Source organism: Nocardia sp. 348MFTsu5.1 (assembly GCF_000383535.1).
GTDB classification, from domain to species: Bacteria; Actinomycetota; Actinomycetes; order Mycobacteriales; family Mycobacteriaceae; genus Williamsia; species Williamsia faeni.
This window is the reverse complement of record NZ_KB911509.1, coordinates 196,560-212,495: the sequence shown is the minus strand read 5'-3', so window position 1 is coordinate 212,495 and position 15,936 is coordinate 196,560. Positions and strand designations below refer to the sequence as shown.

The 15,936-nt window shown below is 63.5% G+C and carries 15 protein-coding genes; 13 read left to right on the top strand and 2 right to left on the bottom strand.

The annotated features are described in order from the left end of the window. The first annotated feature begins 36 nt into the window (after nucleotides 1-36). Nucleotides 37-996, top strand: coding sequence for an intradiol ring-cleavage dioxygenase (locus H290_RS0100910; protein WP_231373480.1), 960 nt, complete (start codon nucleotides 37-39; stop codon nucleotides 994-996). On the opposite strand, the gene H290_RS0100905 is transcribed toward H290_RS0100910, so the two are convergent. Beyond that, the gene (locus H290_RS0100905; RefSeq protein WP_020104869.1) at nucleotides 993-1,673 is read right to left on the bottom strand and encodes an SGNH/GDSL hydrolase family protein; all 681 of its coding nucleotides are present in this window, start codon (nucleotides 1,671-1,673) and stop codon (nucleotides 993-995) included. The genes H290_RS0100910 and H290_RS0100905 overlap by 4 nt on opposite strands. After that, nucleotides 1,670-3,097, bottom strand: a complete 1,428-nt coding sequence (locus tag H290_RS0100900; protein ID WP_020104868.1) for an MFS transporter — start codon at nucleotides 3,095-3,097, stop codon at nucleotides 1,670-1,672. The genes H290_RS0100905 and H290_RS0100900 overlap by 4 nt, the downstream gene beginning before the upstream one ends. Nucleotides 3,098-3,229: 132 nt before the next feature. Here H290_RS0100900 and H290_RS0100895 point away from each other — a divergent pair, with 132 nt between their 5' ends. The 12 genes from H290_RS0100895 (at nucleotide 3,230) to H290_RS27435 (ending at nucleotide 15,927) form a co-directional block, all read left to right on the top strand. Beyond that, nucleotides 3,230-3,835: a TetR/AcrR family transcriptional regulator gene (locus H290_RS0100895; RefSeq protein ID WP_020104867.1), complete on the top strand. Its 606-nt coding sequence runs from the start codon at nucleotides 3,230-3,232 to the stop codon at nucleotides 3,833-3,835. 289 nt (nucleotides 3,836-4,124) lie between these two features. Beyond that, a complete protein-coding gene (locus tag H290_RS0100890) occupies nucleotides 4,125-5,402 on the top strand; it encodes a cytochrome P450 (protein ID WP_020104866.1) in 1,278 nt (425 codons plus the stop codon). An 8-nt stretch (nucleotides 5,403-5,410) separates the two neighbouring features. Further along, nucleotides 5,411-6,181, top strand: a complete 771-nt coding sequence (locus H290_RS0100885) for an SDR family NAD(P)-dependent oxidoreductase (RefSeq protein WP_020104865.1) — start codon at nucleotides 5,411-5,413, stop codon at nucleotides 6,179-6,181. Nucleotides 6,182-6,395: 214 nt separating this feature from the next. Then, nucleotides 6,396-7,313, top strand: coding sequence for an ABC transporter permease (locus H290_RS0100880; protein ID WP_020104864.1), 918 nt, complete (start codon nucleotides 6,396-6,398; stop codon nucleotides 7,311-7,313). Beyond that, on the top strand, nucleotides 7,314-8,168 hold the full coding sequence (locus H290_RS0100875; RefSeq protein ID WP_020104863.1) for an ABC transporter permease: 855 nt from the start codon (nucleotides 7,314-7,316) through the stop codon (nucleotides 8,166-8,168). It begins immediately after the preceding gene. 2 nt (nucleotides 8,169-8,170) lie between these two features. Next, complete coding sequence (locus H290_RS0100870; protein ID WP_020104862.1) at nucleotides 8,171-9,475, top strand: MlaD family protein; 1,305 nt, start codon at nucleotides 8,171-8,173, stop codon at nucleotides 9,473-9,475. Continuing rightward, nucleotides 9,472-10,506, top strand: a complete 1,035-nt coding sequence (locus tag H290_RS0100865; RefSeq protein WP_020104861.1) for an MlaD family protein — start codon at nucleotides 9,472-9,474, stop codon at nucleotides 10,504-10,506. The genes H290_RS0100870 and H290_RS0100865 overlap by 4 nt, the downstream gene beginning before the upstream one ends. 19 nt (nucleotides 10,507-10,525) lie before the next feature. Then, entirely contained in the window at nucleotides 10,526-11,566 is a 1,041-nt protein-coding gene (locus H290_RS0100860; protein ID WP_020104860.1) for an MCE family protein, read from the top strand. After that, on the top strand, nucleotides 11,563-12,672 hold the full coding sequence (locus tag H290_RS0100855) for an MCE family protein (protein ID WP_036517644.1): 1,110 nt from the start codon (nucleotides 11,563-11,565) through the stop codon (nucleotides 12,670-12,672). Before H290_RS0100860 ends, H290_RS0100855 begins: the two co-directional genes overlap by 4 nt. Further along, complete coding sequence (locus H290_RS0100850) at nucleotides 12,672-13,778, top strand: MlaD family protein (protein ID WP_028462614.1); 1,107 nt, start codon at nucleotides 12,672-12,674, stop codon at nucleotides 13,776-13,778. The genes H290_RS0100855 and H290_RS0100850 overlap by 1 nt, the downstream gene beginning before the upstream one ends. Continuing rightward, complete coding sequence (locus H290_RS0100845; RefSeq protein ID WP_020104857.1) at nucleotides 13,775-15,058, top strand: MlaD family protein; 1,284 nt, start codon at nucleotides 13,775-13,777, stop codon at nucleotides 15,056-15,058. The genes H290_RS0100850 and H290_RS0100845 overlap by 4 nt, the downstream gene beginning before the upstream one ends. A 293-nt stretch (nucleotides 15,059-15,351) precedes the next feature. Continuing rightward, nucleotides 15,352-15,927, top strand: a complete 576-nt coding sequence (locus H290_RS27435; RefSeq protein ID WP_051121849.1) for a hypothetical protein — start codon at nucleotides 15,352-15,354, stop codon at nucleotides 15,925-15,927. Nucleotides 15,928-15,936 lie beyond the last annotated feature (9 nt).

Here is a 15,936-nt window from a genome sequence, read left to right as displayed (position 1 = left end):
ACGGTTTGTCTGGAACGGTTGTGCAAGGGAGAAGCGATGAGTAGGCGCCGAATGTTCGGGCGGGGACGGGACACCGAGGTCCACGAGCATGATCTTGGCCTGGCACACGACATGCAGAAAATGATGTCGAGGCGAGGTGCGCTGGCACTGTTCGGTGCCGCCGGGGCGGCAACGCTGGTGGCCTGCGGAACGTCCTCGTCGGACTCGACGACATCCACCGCCGGTTCGTCCTCACCGGGCGCCACCTCGACCACGGGTACAGCGACCGCGATCGGCGAATGTGTCGAGGCCGCGCCGCAGGAGACCGCCGGGCCGTATCCGGGTGACGGATCCAACGGGCCCAACGTGCTGATCGAGTCCGGCGTCGTGCGCGAGGACATCACCACCAGCTTCGGCAGCATGTCGGGTACGGCCGAGGGCGTGCCGGTCACGATCACCCTGGCCCTGCAGGATCTGACGAAGGACTGCAATCCCGGTGAAGGCATGGCCGTCTACATCTGGCACTGCGATCGCGACGGCGAGTACTCGCTCTACGGATCCAAGGTCGCCGACCAGAACTACCTGCGCGGTGTGCAGGTGGCCGGAGCGGACGGAACGGTGTCGTTCACCTCGATCTACCCCGCCTGCTATTCGGGTCGCTGGCCGCACATTCATTTCGAGGTCTATGACTCCCTCGAAGTGGCGGTCGCCGGCAGCGATGCCCGATTGACCTCGCAGATCGCGCTTCCGGAAGACGTGAGCAGCGCGGTCTACGCCACCGCCGGCTACGAGAAGAGCATCACCAATCTTGCCGCGGTCAGCCTCGACAAGGACAACGTCTTCAGTGACGGTTGGGATGCCGAGCTGGCCACCGCGGTAGGCAGCGCCGACGCCGGATACAAGATCTCTATCACCGTCGGTGTCGCCGAGAAGTCGGAGAACGCCCAGGCGGCGCCTCCCGGCGGTGGCGGAGGCCCGGGCGGACCCGGTGGACCCGGTGGACCCGGAGCACCTTAGGGCTGATGGAATGCGGCCAGCGACTTGGTGACCTCGGTCGCCACGACCGCGTGACCGGCCATCGTGAGGTGAATGTGGTCCGCGCTCAACCAATTTCGTCGTAGCCTGGCCGGGTGGTCCCAAAATTCGGTGAGGATCGCGTCGTGATCCGCGGCCACTCGGCGCACGATATCGGCGAAAGCCATGAAGGTGGGGCGCAACGGGCGCAGGTGACCTGTGAAGGCGTCGGCCAGGGTGAACATCGACAGCTGGGCCCCATCCGCGGCCACGGCGGCGCAGAGGTCGTCGAGGTCGCGTTCCACCGAAACGAGGTCGGTGTCGTGCAGGAACAAATCGTTGCCGCCGCAGGAAACATGCACCAGGTCTGGCCGGAAGTCGAGGACGGCCCTTAGCTGTTCGTCGTGGACCTGGCCGATGGTGGCGCCGATCTTTCCGGTGTTGATGTAGGCGAGATCCGGATGCACCGACTTCATCGTCGCCGCCAGCCTGTCGGACCACGGCACGTCGGCGTACCCGGGCCATGGATCGCCGGTACCCGCGGCGATCGAATCACCGATCACTGCGAACCTTTGCCACGGCGTACCGGCGAGCATCTCGCGTGCGGTGTCGGGGCCCAGCAGCATCGGGTCGTTCACCTCTGCGTCGATCTCGAGGTCGCGAATGTCATTGGGATTCATTGGGTTTCTCCTTGATTCTCTCCGGTGCGAGTGGGGATGAGGGCGCATGCCGCGGCCGCGAGCGCGATCCCACCGCAGATGGCGAACAACGTGTGGAAGGCGGTGAGCTGGTTGTCGGGGTTGGCGGCGAACACGGAGGCGAGGATCGCGATCCCCAGCGCACCGCCGGTCTGCCGCGCGGTCATGTTCATTCCGATGCCCGTTGCAAACTGCTGCGGTGGAACGGAACTCGCGGCCGCCGCGCCGAGTACCGTGACGATCAGTCCGATACCGCCGCCGCCGAGGATTCCGGCGGGCACCCACGCCTGCCACAATGCGGGATCGGTGCCCCACACATCCGTACTCATGTACAGCGAGGACGCAGCCAGCATGAGCACCCCCGTAACACCCAGCGCGCGTTGCCAGTTCGCGGGTGCCCGCCCGGCGGCCACTGCAGTGACCATGGAGGTGATCGCTCCGACGGTCATCGCCGCAGCCGATTCCAGCACCGAGTATTGCCAGATCGCAGCGAGCCACAGTGGGCCCGCCAGCAGCCACGCGAACATCACGGTGCCGAACACGAACGAGGTCATGTTGGTCAGCGCGTAGCGGCGGTTTCGCCACAACCCGACCGCGATGGCAGGGCGCGGATGGCGGCGCGACCGCACGAGCGCCACTGCCAGCAGCACCGCCCCGACGCCGAAGCACAGTACTGTGCGCCATGAACTCCAGCCCCACTGCTGGCCCTCGGTGACGGCTGCGACCACCGCGCCGATGCCCAATACCGTTGCGGACGTACCGATCCAGTCGGGTAGTCCCCGCTCACCTCGGCGTGTGTCGGTATCGGCGATGGTCAGGCCGAGTCCGATGAGCACGGCTGCGACCGGGACGTTGATGATGAAAACCGAACGCCACCCGAACCATTCGACGAGGGCGCCGCCGATCGCGGGTCCGACCGCCGCGGCAAACCCGCCGGACGCGGTCCATGCCGCGATCGCGACTCCGATTCGTGCGGGCGCGGTGACACTAAGTACGAGCCCGAGCCCGGCCGGGATCAGCAGCGCTGCGGTCGCCCCTTGCAGGAACCGTCCGGCGATGAGCCACGTGGCGTCAGGTGCGACTGCGCACAGCAGCGAGGTGAGCGCGAATCCGGCCAAGGCGTACAGGAATACGCGGCGCCGACCGAGGACGTCGGCGAACCGGCCCGCCGGAGTGAGCAGCGCCGCGAATGCGACTGCATATCCGCTGACGACCCAGGTCAGAGTGGTTGTGGTGGTGTCGGTGAAATCGCGGGCCATGGCGGGGAAAGCGATGTTGACGACCGACAGGTCGAGCAATGCGACGAATGCCGCGCCACAGGCGACGACCAGTGACAGTCGTGCGGATCGGGTGGCAGTGGAATTGGTGGATGGCGGGGCAGTGCCCGGTTCGATGATCTCGGTCATGGGATTCCCTCTCGGAGTGACCGGGGATGGTGTGGTTTTGATCCATCAAACAATACGAACGATCGTGCGTACACTTAAATAAAGTACGACCGATCGTTCGACTTTGCAAGGGTCCGATGACACGATGGAAAGGTGGCCGAGGTGATCAAGACGTCCGACCAGCGGCTGGTCAAGGGTGCGCGAGCCCGTGCGACGATCGCGCGCCACGCCGCCGACGTGGCTTCCGTCGAAGGCCTCACGGGCCTGAGCCTCGGCAGGTTGGCCGGCGATCTGGGACTGAGCAAGAGTGGTGTCGCCACCCTGTTCGGCACCAAGGAGAATCTGCAATTGGCCGCGGTGCAGGCGGCCCGCGATGTGTTCATCGAGCACGTCGTGCAGCCGGCGCTGGGTGAACCTGCGGGTATGCCGCGGCTACGGGCGCTGGTCGACAACTGGTTCGACTACGTGAGCGAGCCGGTCCTGCCGGGTGGCTGTTTCCGCGTCGCCACCACCGTGGAGTTCGACAGCCGCAACGGTCCGGTCCGCGACGCCGTCGACGCCGACCGCCGCGATTGGTTCGGGCTGCTGGAGAAAGAAATTCACCGCGCCCAGGTCCAGGGCCATCTCGCCGGGCGCGACGCCCACGCATTGGCCTTTCAGTTGGACGCCATTGTGGCCGCTGCCAACACCGGAGCCCGGATGGGTGACGGGGCCGCGATACCGACCGCGCGATCGATCGTGGACAGCCTCCTGGCGTAAGCCCTGGACCAGCGCCAAATCCGATACCGTTGCCTATTCGGTAAGCACTGCGGTATCATCGCCGCCGGCGCATTGGAGGAGGGTCTGGCGGGTGGGGTTTCTGTGATTGGTCGCTACGTATTTTCGAAAAAGTGATCTTGACCTCAATTGATCAGGCATGCTATTCAAGTGCTCAGCACTGCAAGGCGAGTGCTCAGCAAGTGGCGGGGACGGACACAGCCCAGGGTCCGGATACATCGCGAACGTGAATGGCACCGGCCAGTCATGCACTACGAGGGAGGGCGTATCAGTGAGTGACTTCGATTCGATCGACTTTTTTACGGACCAGTCGATAATTCGTGACCCGAATCCGTACCTGGACCACATGCGGTCCAAGTGCCCGGTTCTGGTCGAACCCCATCACGGAGTGGTGGCGGTGACCGGCCATGACGAGGCGCTCGCCGTATACCGTGACACCGAGAATTTCTCGTCCTGCAACGCGGTCGGTGGACCATTCCCCGACCTGCCGTTCACCCCTGAGGGCGACGACATCAGCGATCTCATCGCAAAGCACCGCCCCGAGATGATCATGCATGAGCACATGGTCACGATGGACAATCCGGAGCACAAGCTGTCCCGGGGTCTGCTGAACCGCCTGTTCACGCCGCGTCGCGTCAAGGAGAACGAAGAGTTCATGTGGCGGCTGGCCGACACGCAACTCGACGAGTTCGTCAAGTCCGGTAGCACCGAGATCTTGAAGGACTACGCAAAACCGTTCGCGCTGTTGGTCATTGCCGATCTTCTCGGTGTGCCCGAAGAGGACCACGACGAGTTCCGCATCCGGCTGGGGTCGCCGCGTCCAGGTGCCGTGGTCGGAGCGCTCGACAAGGATGTACTCGACCAGAATCCGCTCGAATGGCTCGACTCGAAGTTCAGCCAGTACATCGAGGATCGAAGGAAAGAGCCCCGCGGCGACGTGCTGACCGCGCTGGCCGAGGCCAAGTATCCGGACGGTTCGACCCCCGAGGTCATCGACGTGGTGCGCTCGGCGACATTCGTGTTCGCGGCCGGCCAGGAGACCACGGTCAAGCTTCTCAGCGCCGGACTCAAGTTCCTCGCGGAAGATCCGGAGTTGCAACAGCGCATTCGCGATGACCGTGAGCTCATCGGAAACTTCATCGAAGAAGTCCTCCGGATGGAGGGCCCGGTCAAGTCGACGTTCCGGCTGGCCAAGAAGACCACCACGGTCGGCGACCTGGAAGTCAAAGCCGGCACGACCGTGATGCTCTGTGTCGGTGCGATCAACCGTGACCCGTCACGATTCGAGGACCCGCACCACCTGGACCTCGAGCGCCACAACGTCAAGGAGCAGATGGCCTTCGGCCGTGGCATCCACTCCTGCCCGGGTGGTCCGTTGGCCAAGGTCGAGGGTCAGGTGTCGTTCAACCGATTCCTCGACCGGATGGGCGACATCCGGATCAACGAGGAGAAGCACGGTCCGGCGGATGCTCGCGTCTTCAACTACGAACCGACCTACATCTTGCGTGGTCTGACCGAGTTGTACCTCGACTTCACCCCGATCGGCTGAGCGCGCCGATGACCGAACTGACGAACGACGGCACTGTGAGCCGCGTGGCCGTCATCACCGGCGGGGCCTCGGGTATCGGGCTGTCGGTGGCGACGCACCTGGCGGCGGCCGGACATCGCATCGCGATTTTCGACCAGAACGGCGACGAAGCGCACAAGGCAGCCGAGGATCTGCGGAGCAGCGGGTCCGAGGCGATGTCGGCGGAGGTCGACGTCACCGACCGAGCGGCGATCGACGCCGCCCTCGGGCAGGTGCGGGAGGCTTTCGGACCTGTTCAGATCCTGGTGACCAGTGCCGGTATCGAAGCACAGCTTCCTTTCACCGACATCACGGCGCAGGGGTGGGAACGGATGATCGCGGTGAACCTCACCGGAACGTTCAACGCGGCCCAGGCAGTCATACCGGATATGACCGCAGCCGGCTGGGGGCGGATCGTCACGATCTCGTCGTCCAGCGCCCAGGGCGGCGCACCACAACGGGCGCACTATGTTGCGTCGAAGGGCGGCGTGATCGCCCTGACCAAAGCGCTGGCGTACGAGTATTCACCGGAGGGGATCACGGTGAACACCATTCCGCCGTCGATCATCGACACCCCGATGGCGCAGCAGGGAGTCCAGAACGGATACATCCCGGCGATCAGCGATCTTGCCGCGATGACCCCGGTACGCAGGGCAGGCCTGCCTGACGATGTCGGGGCGGCAGCCGCGTTCCTGTGCAGCGAACAGGCCGGGTTCATCACCGGACAGATCATCGGAGTCAACGGAGGCTGGTACATCTGACCGGATGATCGGGTTGGGGGAATCCGGTCGATCAGGGCAGTTCGTGATCGGCAACAGTCATACTCAAAACTTGTCGCCTCATGATCGCAATCGGTGAAAGCCACTCCGCCGGTTGCGATCACGAGGGATCAAGGGGGAAGCAAGAAATGAAGTGTGAACGCTCGTCAATTGTTGTGAACCATCGTGTGCACACAACGCTCGCCCAGAGTTGTTGATGGCCATCATCGATCAGCCGTCAGTGACCGGTTCAGGCGACACGGTGCCCCGCGGTCGGGGTACCGAGCCGGAGGACCGGGCACAGACGCGGTCCGCTGTCGGTGAGATAACCGGATGGATGCGCGGCTATGTGCGCCGGCATCCGGTCGCCTCGCTCGATACCGTCGGTGGCCAATGTGTGTTGGGACTGCGGGCGATCCAGTACCTGTTCATGGACATCGTGCGATTGCGGTTTCCCTTTGTCGAGTTCATCCGCCAGTCGGCGTTCATGGCGTCGGCCTCCGCGATGCCGACCGTGTTCGTGGCCGTTCCCATCGGGATGACGCTGTCCATTCAATTCGCGCTGCTGGCCGGACAAGTGGGTGCGACGTCGATGGCCGGCGCCGCGAGTGGTCTTGCGGTCATCCGTCAGGGCGCCCCGATGGTCGCCGCGCTGTTGATGGCCTCGGCGGCCGGTTCGGCGATCTGCGCAGATCTGGGGTCCCGCAAGATTCGCGATGAGATCGACGCGATGGAGGTGATGGGGCTCTCGGTGATCCAGCGACTGGTGGTGCCGCGCCTGGCGGCCGCGATCCTCGTGGGTGTCAGCCTCACCGGAGTCGTCTGCTTCGTCGGCTTCTTCTCGGGCTATCTGTTCAACACGTTCGTGCAGGGCGGAACTCCCGGCACGTTCGTCTCCACGTTCGCTTCCTTCGCCACGGTCGGCGACTTCTACCTGACGATGCTCAAAGCGGTGATTTTCGGTGCGATTGTCGCAATCGTGGCCTGCCACAAGGGTTTGAACACCAGGGGCGGACCGGCGGGTGTCGCGAACTCGGTCAACGCGACCGTCGTCGCCTCGATCATCTTGCTCATGGTGGTCAACGTCGCCCTCACACAGCTGTACGTCCTGCTGTTTCCGCGGACGGGGTTCTAAGTGGCCTCGAAGTACTACCCGACCGGAGCGCGCACCTTCGCCAAAGTCGTCAATGTTCAGGGCGTCCTGGTCATGCGACTGGGCCACATGGTTGCCTTCCTGGTCCGCGCGCTGGTGTCGATCCCGTTGACGCTGCGCCATTACCGCAAGGAGTTCCTCCGGATTCTGTCGGATGTGACCTGGGGTAACGGATCGATCGTTGTCGGCGGTGGCACCGCCGGGGTGATCATCGTGCTCGGTGCGGCCGCCGGTGCACTGGTGGCGATCGAGGGCTATCAGGCGCTGCACCTGCTCGGCCTGGAACCAGCCACGGGAATGGTCGCATCCACCGCGGTCACCCGGGAATTGGCGCCGATCATGGCCTCGCTGGCCTTCGCCGCACAGGCAGGATGCCGGTTCACCGCGCAACTCGGTGCGATGCGGATCTCCGAGGAGATCGATGCGATGGAGGCTCTGGCGATCCGGCCGATCCCGTACCTGGTGACCACCCGGTTGCTGGCGTCGATTGTTGCCATCGTCCCGCTCTACCTCGCCTGCCTCACACTGAATTACGTGACGGTGCAACTGATCGTCGGCTTCTCGAGCGGTATGCCGGCCGGAACGTACGAGCACTACTTCCGGCTGGTTCTCGGTGGCACCGACGTCCTGTACTCCCTGGCAAAAGCCATCATCTTTGTGATCGTCACCTCGACCATCCAGTGCTACTACGGCTTCTATGCGGCAGGTGGACCGCAGGGTGTCGGTACCGCGGCCGGTCGAGCGATGCGCGCGAGTATCTCGGCGATGATCGTTCTGAACCTGTTGCTGACAATGGCCTTCTGGGGCGTCGGTACCGGCGCAAGGCTCGGTGGTTAGCGATGGCGGTTGAATTTGACGCAGATCCGCGGGGCCACTCCAACATTCGGCTTTATCTCATCGGCCTCGGAACCCTCATCGTGGTCGCGGTGCTCCTGGTGGCGTTGATGGCCAAGGTGAACGGCAAGTTCGACGAGGTCATGAAGGCCACGGCCGTACTCGCCGATGTCGGCGACGGTCTGCCCAACAACTCCGATGTGAAGTATCGAGGGGTGCTGGTCGGGTCGGTCACCGGGCTCGAACCGGGTGAGGCCGGCGGGATGAACCACGTCGACCTCGCACTCGATCCCGCGTACGCCCACAACATTCCACGAACGGTGACGGCAAGAGTGGTGCCCAGCAACGTCTTTGCCGTCTCATCCATCCAGCTGATCGACAATGGTGCGGCACCGCCGCTGAGTGAGGGGGCGACCATCAACCAGGATGAGAGTGCCTCGACCATCCAGCTACAGACCGCGATGACCAAGCTCCGCGAGATCATCGCCGCGTCGGCCCGCGTGGGCACCGATGAGACGGTGGGAATCCTCGCCGCGGTGGCGGAGGCCACCGATCGCCATGGTGCCGAGATCTCTGATGCCGGAGCCGCACTCGACCGGATCACAAAGGAACTGGATGCCATCGTCGGCCCCGGAGGCGGGCCGTCGACGCTGAGTTCACTGAACGGCGCGGTCCAGGGGCTCAACGAGTCGGCGCCCGAGCTGCTCGATGTGATGCACTCTGCGGTGGTGCCGATGAAGACACTCGCGGAGAAGAACCGGGGGCTGAACGATCTGCTGGCCGGCGCTTCGACCACGTTGACGACGGTGAACACCGCGCTGGTGAACAACACCGACACGATCATCGGGATCACGTGGCAACTGTCGCCGGTGCTCGGCGTCCTCGCAGATGGTGGTTCGTCGTTCACCCAGATCACCACCAGTCTGGCGAACATCTCCGACAAATGGTTCGAGGAGTTCTGGCCGGTCGGGGCGAAGAACGGTGCCGGAAAGTTCTTGTTCCAGTTCACTCCTCACCGAATGTTCACCCGGGCCGACTGCCCGCGGTACGGCGAGTTGGAAGGCGCGAGCTGCCAGACGGCACCGGCAGGGGACGGTATTTCGGTGATCCCGTCCCGCAACGGCGCGCAGAACTTCATGTCCGCACCGATGGGTGGCAACGTCGGTTCGGTGGGCAGCGCGCAGGAACAGGACGTGCTCGGCAAGATCATCGGTGAAGAACCGAGTGCCGCGTCCACCCTGTTGCTCGGGCCGGTCGCCCGCGGAACCACGGTCGATGTCGCCGCGGCGGACGGGGGGCCGCAGTCATGAGTTATCGCAAACCGCTCATCGGGCTGATCATCTTCCTGGTCATCTCCATCGCGTTGACCTGGACGGTTTTCAACACCCTGCGCCGCAGCGTCGACGGGCCGTCGACCGCGTATACCGCAGTGTTCAGCGATGTTTCAGGCCTCGGTATCGGTGACGACGTCCGGATGGCCGGTGTCCGCGTGGGGCGGGTTGATTCGATCAAGCTCGACGGGCTGGTCGCCAAGGTCGGCTTCCGGGTGGAATCCGACCAGCAGATCTACGGAAACACCAAGGCCTCCATCACCTACGAGAACATCATCGGCCAGCGATACCTCGGGCTCTCGCTGGGCGATCAGGGTGACCCGGTGGTCATGAAGGGCGGCGAGATCCCCCTCGAACGGACCGAACCCTCGTTCAACATCTCGGTGCTGCTCAACGGATTCGAGCCGCTGTTCAGCGTGTTGGACCCCAACCAGATCGACAACATCACCACGTCGATCATCCGGGCGCTGCAGGGCGACAACGGTTCGATCACCACACTGGTCGCGCAGACATCCGAACTCGCCGAATCGTTTGCCGGACCCGACCAGATACTCGGAGACATCATCGGCAATCTCGACGGCATCGTTCGCACGTTCGCCGAACAACGCGGCGCCGTCGACACGGTGATCACCCAATCGCAGGCGATGTTCACCCAGCTGGCGGATCGGCGCGAGGAACTCGTGACCTCGATTGATTCGATATCGACGGTGGTGGGCCGGGTTGCCACGCTGGCCAATGAGGCCGCACCCGAGCTGAATCAATTCCTGACGCGGCAACCAGGTTTCGCCCAGCACTACATGGACAACCTGGATGCGTTCGCCTACTTGGGATTCAACGTCCCGATCCTGCTGAAGGGGCTGGCCCGGGTGACCCAGGCGGGGGCATACATCGACACCTATCTGTGCACCCTGAACGTCACGTACATTCCGGCCCTGAGCAACGTGATCCCGTCCATCGTCGATGCTGCCACTCCCGGCGGCAAGACCAAGTTCTCTCCGGCGTGCCAGTGAGGACATCATGCTGAAACGAATGGCGTCGAACGCGGGTCGAGTGATCCGTCAGCCGGTGGAAAAGCACAACAAGGCGGTCCTCGGTGCGATCACCGTGGGCATCATCCTGGTCTTGCTCTTCGCGCTCCTGCAGATCGCCGGCGCGGGTATCGGCAAGGTGAAGTACGACGCCGATTTCGCGCAGGCGGCAGGCGTCAGTCCCGGTGATTCGATCACGGTGGCGGGGGTATCGGTCGGTACGGTCGCGGATACGCGATTGGCGGGCGACCACGTCGTGGTGACGCTCGAGGTCGACGAAGACGTCGACCTCGGCGCCGACACCACCGCCTCGATTCAGCTGACCACGTTGCTCGGGTCACGGTATGTGGAACTCAAACCGGCCGGCACCGGGAGTCTTCCCGACGGCCGGATCAACCTGGCGCACACCGCTGTTCCGTACGATCTGCAGCAGTTGATCACCAGTGCGACCACCACCTTCGAGCAGGTCGACTTCGGGAACATCGGTGAGACGATGTCCACGCTCTCAGATCAACTGGAAGGTACGCCGGAACTGATTCCGCAGGTGCTCACCAACGTCGAGAGTCTGGCATCGATCATGGCCGACCGTCGGGGACAGGTCGGGTCACTGCTGACCAGCACGAAGCAACTCACCGACGTGATCCGCAAACAGCAGGGCAACCTCGGATCCCTGATCTCACAGGGGCGAGAGGTACTGCAGGAGATCAATACTCGGCGCGCAATGATCAACCAGCTGTTCGGTGCCACCACCGAGCTGGTGGATCAGCTGCAGACCATCGTGGTGGACGACCGGGCCGCGGTCGACGGGCTGATCGTGAATCTGAACGGGATGTTGCAGACACTGTCATCCAACGATGATCTGCTGCGCAACGCCATGCAGATCCTGCCGGTTCCGATCCGGAACTTCGCCAACGTCACCGGCAATGCCAACGAAGCCGACTTCTCCTCCATCGCCGGGCCGTTCGTCGACTCCTGGATGTGCGCGGTCAGCGGTCGCGCCAACCAGGTGAATCTTCCCGAGTACCTCAAGGACTGCAAATGAGGACGCGTAGCGCAGTGACCAAGGTCGTGGTGATCGTGATGCTGGTTGCCGTCGTCTGCTTCGGCAGTGTGCGGGCAGCCACCGCATCGGAGGGATCCATGAGGGTGACAGCACTTTTCGACAACGCAGTGGGTCTGTACGAGGGCAACTCGGTATCGGTCCTGGGCATGCCGGTGGGCAAGGTCGAGACGATCACTCCGAAGGGCACCCACGTGGAGGTGGAGATGGAGATCGAAGGAGACGTCGACATCCCGGCGGACGTGAATGTGGTCACCGTCTCGACGTCCATCCTCACCGATCGTCACATCGAACTTTCTCCGGCCTACACCGGCGGGCCGAAGATGAAGAACCATGACCAGGTCGGCCTGGACCGCACAAAGACTCCGGTCGAGTTCGATCGGTTGCTCGCGATGGCCGACGATCTGGCGGTCGAGCTCCAGGGCGACGGGCAGGGTGCCGGTCCGGTCGCACAACTCCTCGACGTCGGATCGGCCATCACCGACGGCAACGGCAACGACATTCGTTCGGCATTGACGCAGCTGTCCAAAGCCCTCCGAATGGGCGACGACGGTGGGGCCGAGACCAAGAATTCGATCACCACGATCGTCGACAACCTCTCGGTGCTGACGGAGGCAGCAGCCGCGAATGACGGTCAGATCCGTGAGTTCGGTTCTGCGATCAGCCAACTGAGTGACATCCTCGCCGACCAGGACCTCGGAGCCGGCGACACCGGAGCTCAGATCAACCAGATTCTGCTGCAGGCCGAAGACCTGCTCCGGGACAATCAGGGCAATTTGAAAACGACTGCCACGAATGGCAATACGGTCCTGACGTCGCTGTCGGACTATCAGCGGGAGATCGCCGAGTTCCTGGACATCACGCCGATGCTGCTGGACAACGTGTACAACATCATCGATCACGACAACAAGATCGCCAGGGTGCACGCGCAGATCGAGAAGGTGTTCTTCGACGGCCAGCTGCTGAAGGAAGTATGCAACGTGTTGGGACTGCGTCAACTGGGTTGTGCCACCGGAACATTGTCTGATTTCGGCCCGGACTTCGGGCTCACGGCCATGCTCGAGGGCATGGCAGGGTTGCCGCAGTGATGCGCCGGGGCAGGGCCGCGTCGGGTGGAGCGCTTGTAGCGCTCGCCGTCTTCACCAGCGCCTGCTCGATGGACCTCGAGTCGGTGCCGCTGCCGGCGCGCAGTGTCGGCGGCGACACCTACACCGTCTACGCCACCTTCGAGAACGCTCTCAACCTCCCGAATCAGGCGAAAGTGAAGCTCGCGGGCGCCGATATCGGTGAGGTCGAAGATATGCGGGTCGACAACTACACGGCCGTTGTCACGCTGAGAATCAGCGAGAAGGTGACGCTGCCGACCGGTACCCGTGCTGAATTGCGTTCGGCGACACCGCTCGGCGACATCTTTGTCGCGGTTCAGCCGCCGGCGGATGCGGCCCCCGATGCCCCCGTCCTGCATGGCGGAGACACCATCGAGATCGAGCAGACATCGGCGGCAGCCACCATCGAGGAGGTTCTGACGACGTCGGCACTGCTGGTCAACGGTGGCGTGATCCGCAACCTGACCAAGGTCATCAACGGCCTCGGAACAGCGGTCGGCGACAAGGGCGATCGACTCGGTGCCCTGATCGACCAATCCACCAGTCTGATCGGCAAACTCTCGGCCCGATCAACTGAGATCCGGGATACCTTGAACCAGACCAATCGACTGGTGTCGACGTTGTCGGCCGGTGAGAGCACCATCACCGACGCGATCGCGGCAGCGGGACCGGCATTGACCGTGCTCAACGCGAACACCGGTCAGATTCTCGGGCTCACCAAACAGCTCGCAGATGTCACCGGCCAACTCGCCAAATTCCCGTCGATCGCCGGCACCGGTGGTCGAGGGATGATCGAGGACCTCAACACCCTCGCCGCCGAACTCAATGACGCGGCGACAAATCCAAAGGCGGACCTCGCCAAGGTGAACGCGTTGCTGGCGCCGGTCATCAAGATCACGAACGGCACCGCCGCCCATCCGTTCGCGGATCTCCAGGACCTCTCGATCGGTGCAATCGCCGACCCGGCCCATTCCGCCGACCCTGGCAGCAAGATTCCCGACGCCACCGACGGCGCCAACGCTGTCGGAACCCTCACCCACACCCTCGAGCGGCTGCGGAGTCATCTGACGACGGGACCGGCCCGATGACCCAGCAACTCGAGTACGCCACCGGACCACTGGAGACGCCGGCCAAACTGGTCGTCACCGGTACCCGAAAGCTCGTCGATCATCGCCTCTGGTTGTCGGTGGGGGCCCTTTTCGCGGTGTTGATACTCGGCATCGCGTATCTGGTGTTCGGTGTTTTTCAGGTCGACCCGATGGCATCGAAAATGACGGTGCGCGTGAATCTTTCGCTATCCGGTGGGTTGTTGCCGAAGCAGGATGTGACCTTGCGGGGCGTGCCCGTCGGCAAAGTCCAAGCGGTGGAACTGTCGGACGACGGAGTCGTGGCCGTTGCCGAGATCGATGGCGATGTCCAGATCCCGAGTGGGGGCGAGGTCCGGGTTGCCGGGCTGTCACCGGCCGGCGAGCAGTACCTCGACTTCCGGCCCACCAGCGACGAGGGCCCCTATCTGACCAACGGGTCTGTGGTGGAGGCCGACCAGACCTCGACACCGGTCCCGATGGCGGATCTGCTGGGTGACCTCGATGGCATGCTGGCCCAGATCGAACCGGAAAAGGTCGAGACGATCATCAAAGAACTCGGTGTCGGCCCCGAAGGACCCGACAAGCTCGAGTCGATCATCACCGGTGGAACCTTCCTCATCTCGACGCTCGATTCGGTGCTCCCGCAGACTGTCAGCTTGCTCAACAACAGCCAGGTTGTACTTGGCACCCTCAGGGAGATGAGCCCGGGTCTGCAGGACACCTCGCAGAACCTCGCGGGAACGCTGGACGGAGTCGCGTCGATGGACAAGGGTTTCCGCACATTCATCGACCAGACGCCGGCGACGCTGCGGGCCGCGGACTCGATCATCGCGGACAACTCTCCGACGATGGTTCAGCTCCTGGGAAATCTGACGACGGTTGCCCAAATGACCTATCTGAGAGTTCCGGCGCTACAAGAGTTCTTCTTCCCGCAGGATCGAACCGGCTCCACCCTCGATGCGATCGCCTCGGTATTCCGTGATGGCGGCATCTGGGCGGCAGTGAACATTTATCCGCGGAAGAACTGCCAATACGAACTCCCGCGCCGCCCGCACTGGCAGGTCGATTTCCCCGAGCCCTATCTCTACGGCACATATTGCACCGAGGACGATCCATCGATGCAGATCCGCGGCGCCGCCAGCGCTCCGCGGCCGGCCGGTGACGATACGGCCGGTCCGCCGGCGGGTGCCGATCCACTTGCGACGGCGACGCCGACTCCCGTTGGGCCCGAGTCGATTCCACTGCCGTATGCCGGCCCGGTCCTGCCCTCAGCACCATGACCACATCCCAGCCCCGTGGTCACGACAACGCCAGCGGAGAAAATCCAGAGGAGAAGAAGACGATGAGCAAGCTCAGCGAAACGGTCACCTCCACTCCCGAAGAGAAGTGGGGCCTGATGGCCGATGCGGAATCCACCGCCACGACCTCGGCCACCAAGGCGGAGAAGCCAAAGGTAAAGACGCCAAAGGTAGAGACGCCAAAGGTAGAGAAAGCAACTGCCGAGGAGTCAAAGGCCGAGGAGCCAAAGGTCGAGAAGACCAAGGAAGCGAAGGCCAAGGCGGAGAAGGTTTCGCTGGAGAAAGAGCCCCCGGCGGAACAGCCCGAAGAAAAGGCCGCCGCCGCTGCCGAGGTCGCCGAAACCAAAAAGCGCGCTTCGTGGCGGCGAGTCTTGACGATTCGCCGGATCGCGGTGGGCGCACTGGTCGTTGTTGCCATCGCCGCAATCGTTGTCGCAGCGATCCTCGGCGTGCAGTTGAAAGAGGAACGCGACATCGACGCCGCCGCCGACGAAGCTCGTGCCGCCGCCGAGCAGTATGCGGTGACATTGACCAGCGTCAGCTCGGACAACCTGGATGCGAATTTCGCCGCGGTCCTCGACGGAGCCACCGGCGAGTTCAAGGATATGTACTCGCAGTCCAGTGGGCAGCTGCGTGATCTGCTTGTGGAGAACAAGGCCAACGCGCAGGGCAAGGTCATCGACTCGGGTATCAAGTCGGCGACCACGTCCAAGGTCGAGGTCATGCTCTTCGTCGACCAGACTGTCACCAACACCGCCACACCCGATGCACGAATCGACCGCAGTCGCGTCTTGATGACGATGGAGAAGATCGACGGACGCTGGCTCGCCTCCAAGGTCGACCTGCCCTGAGTTGACCAC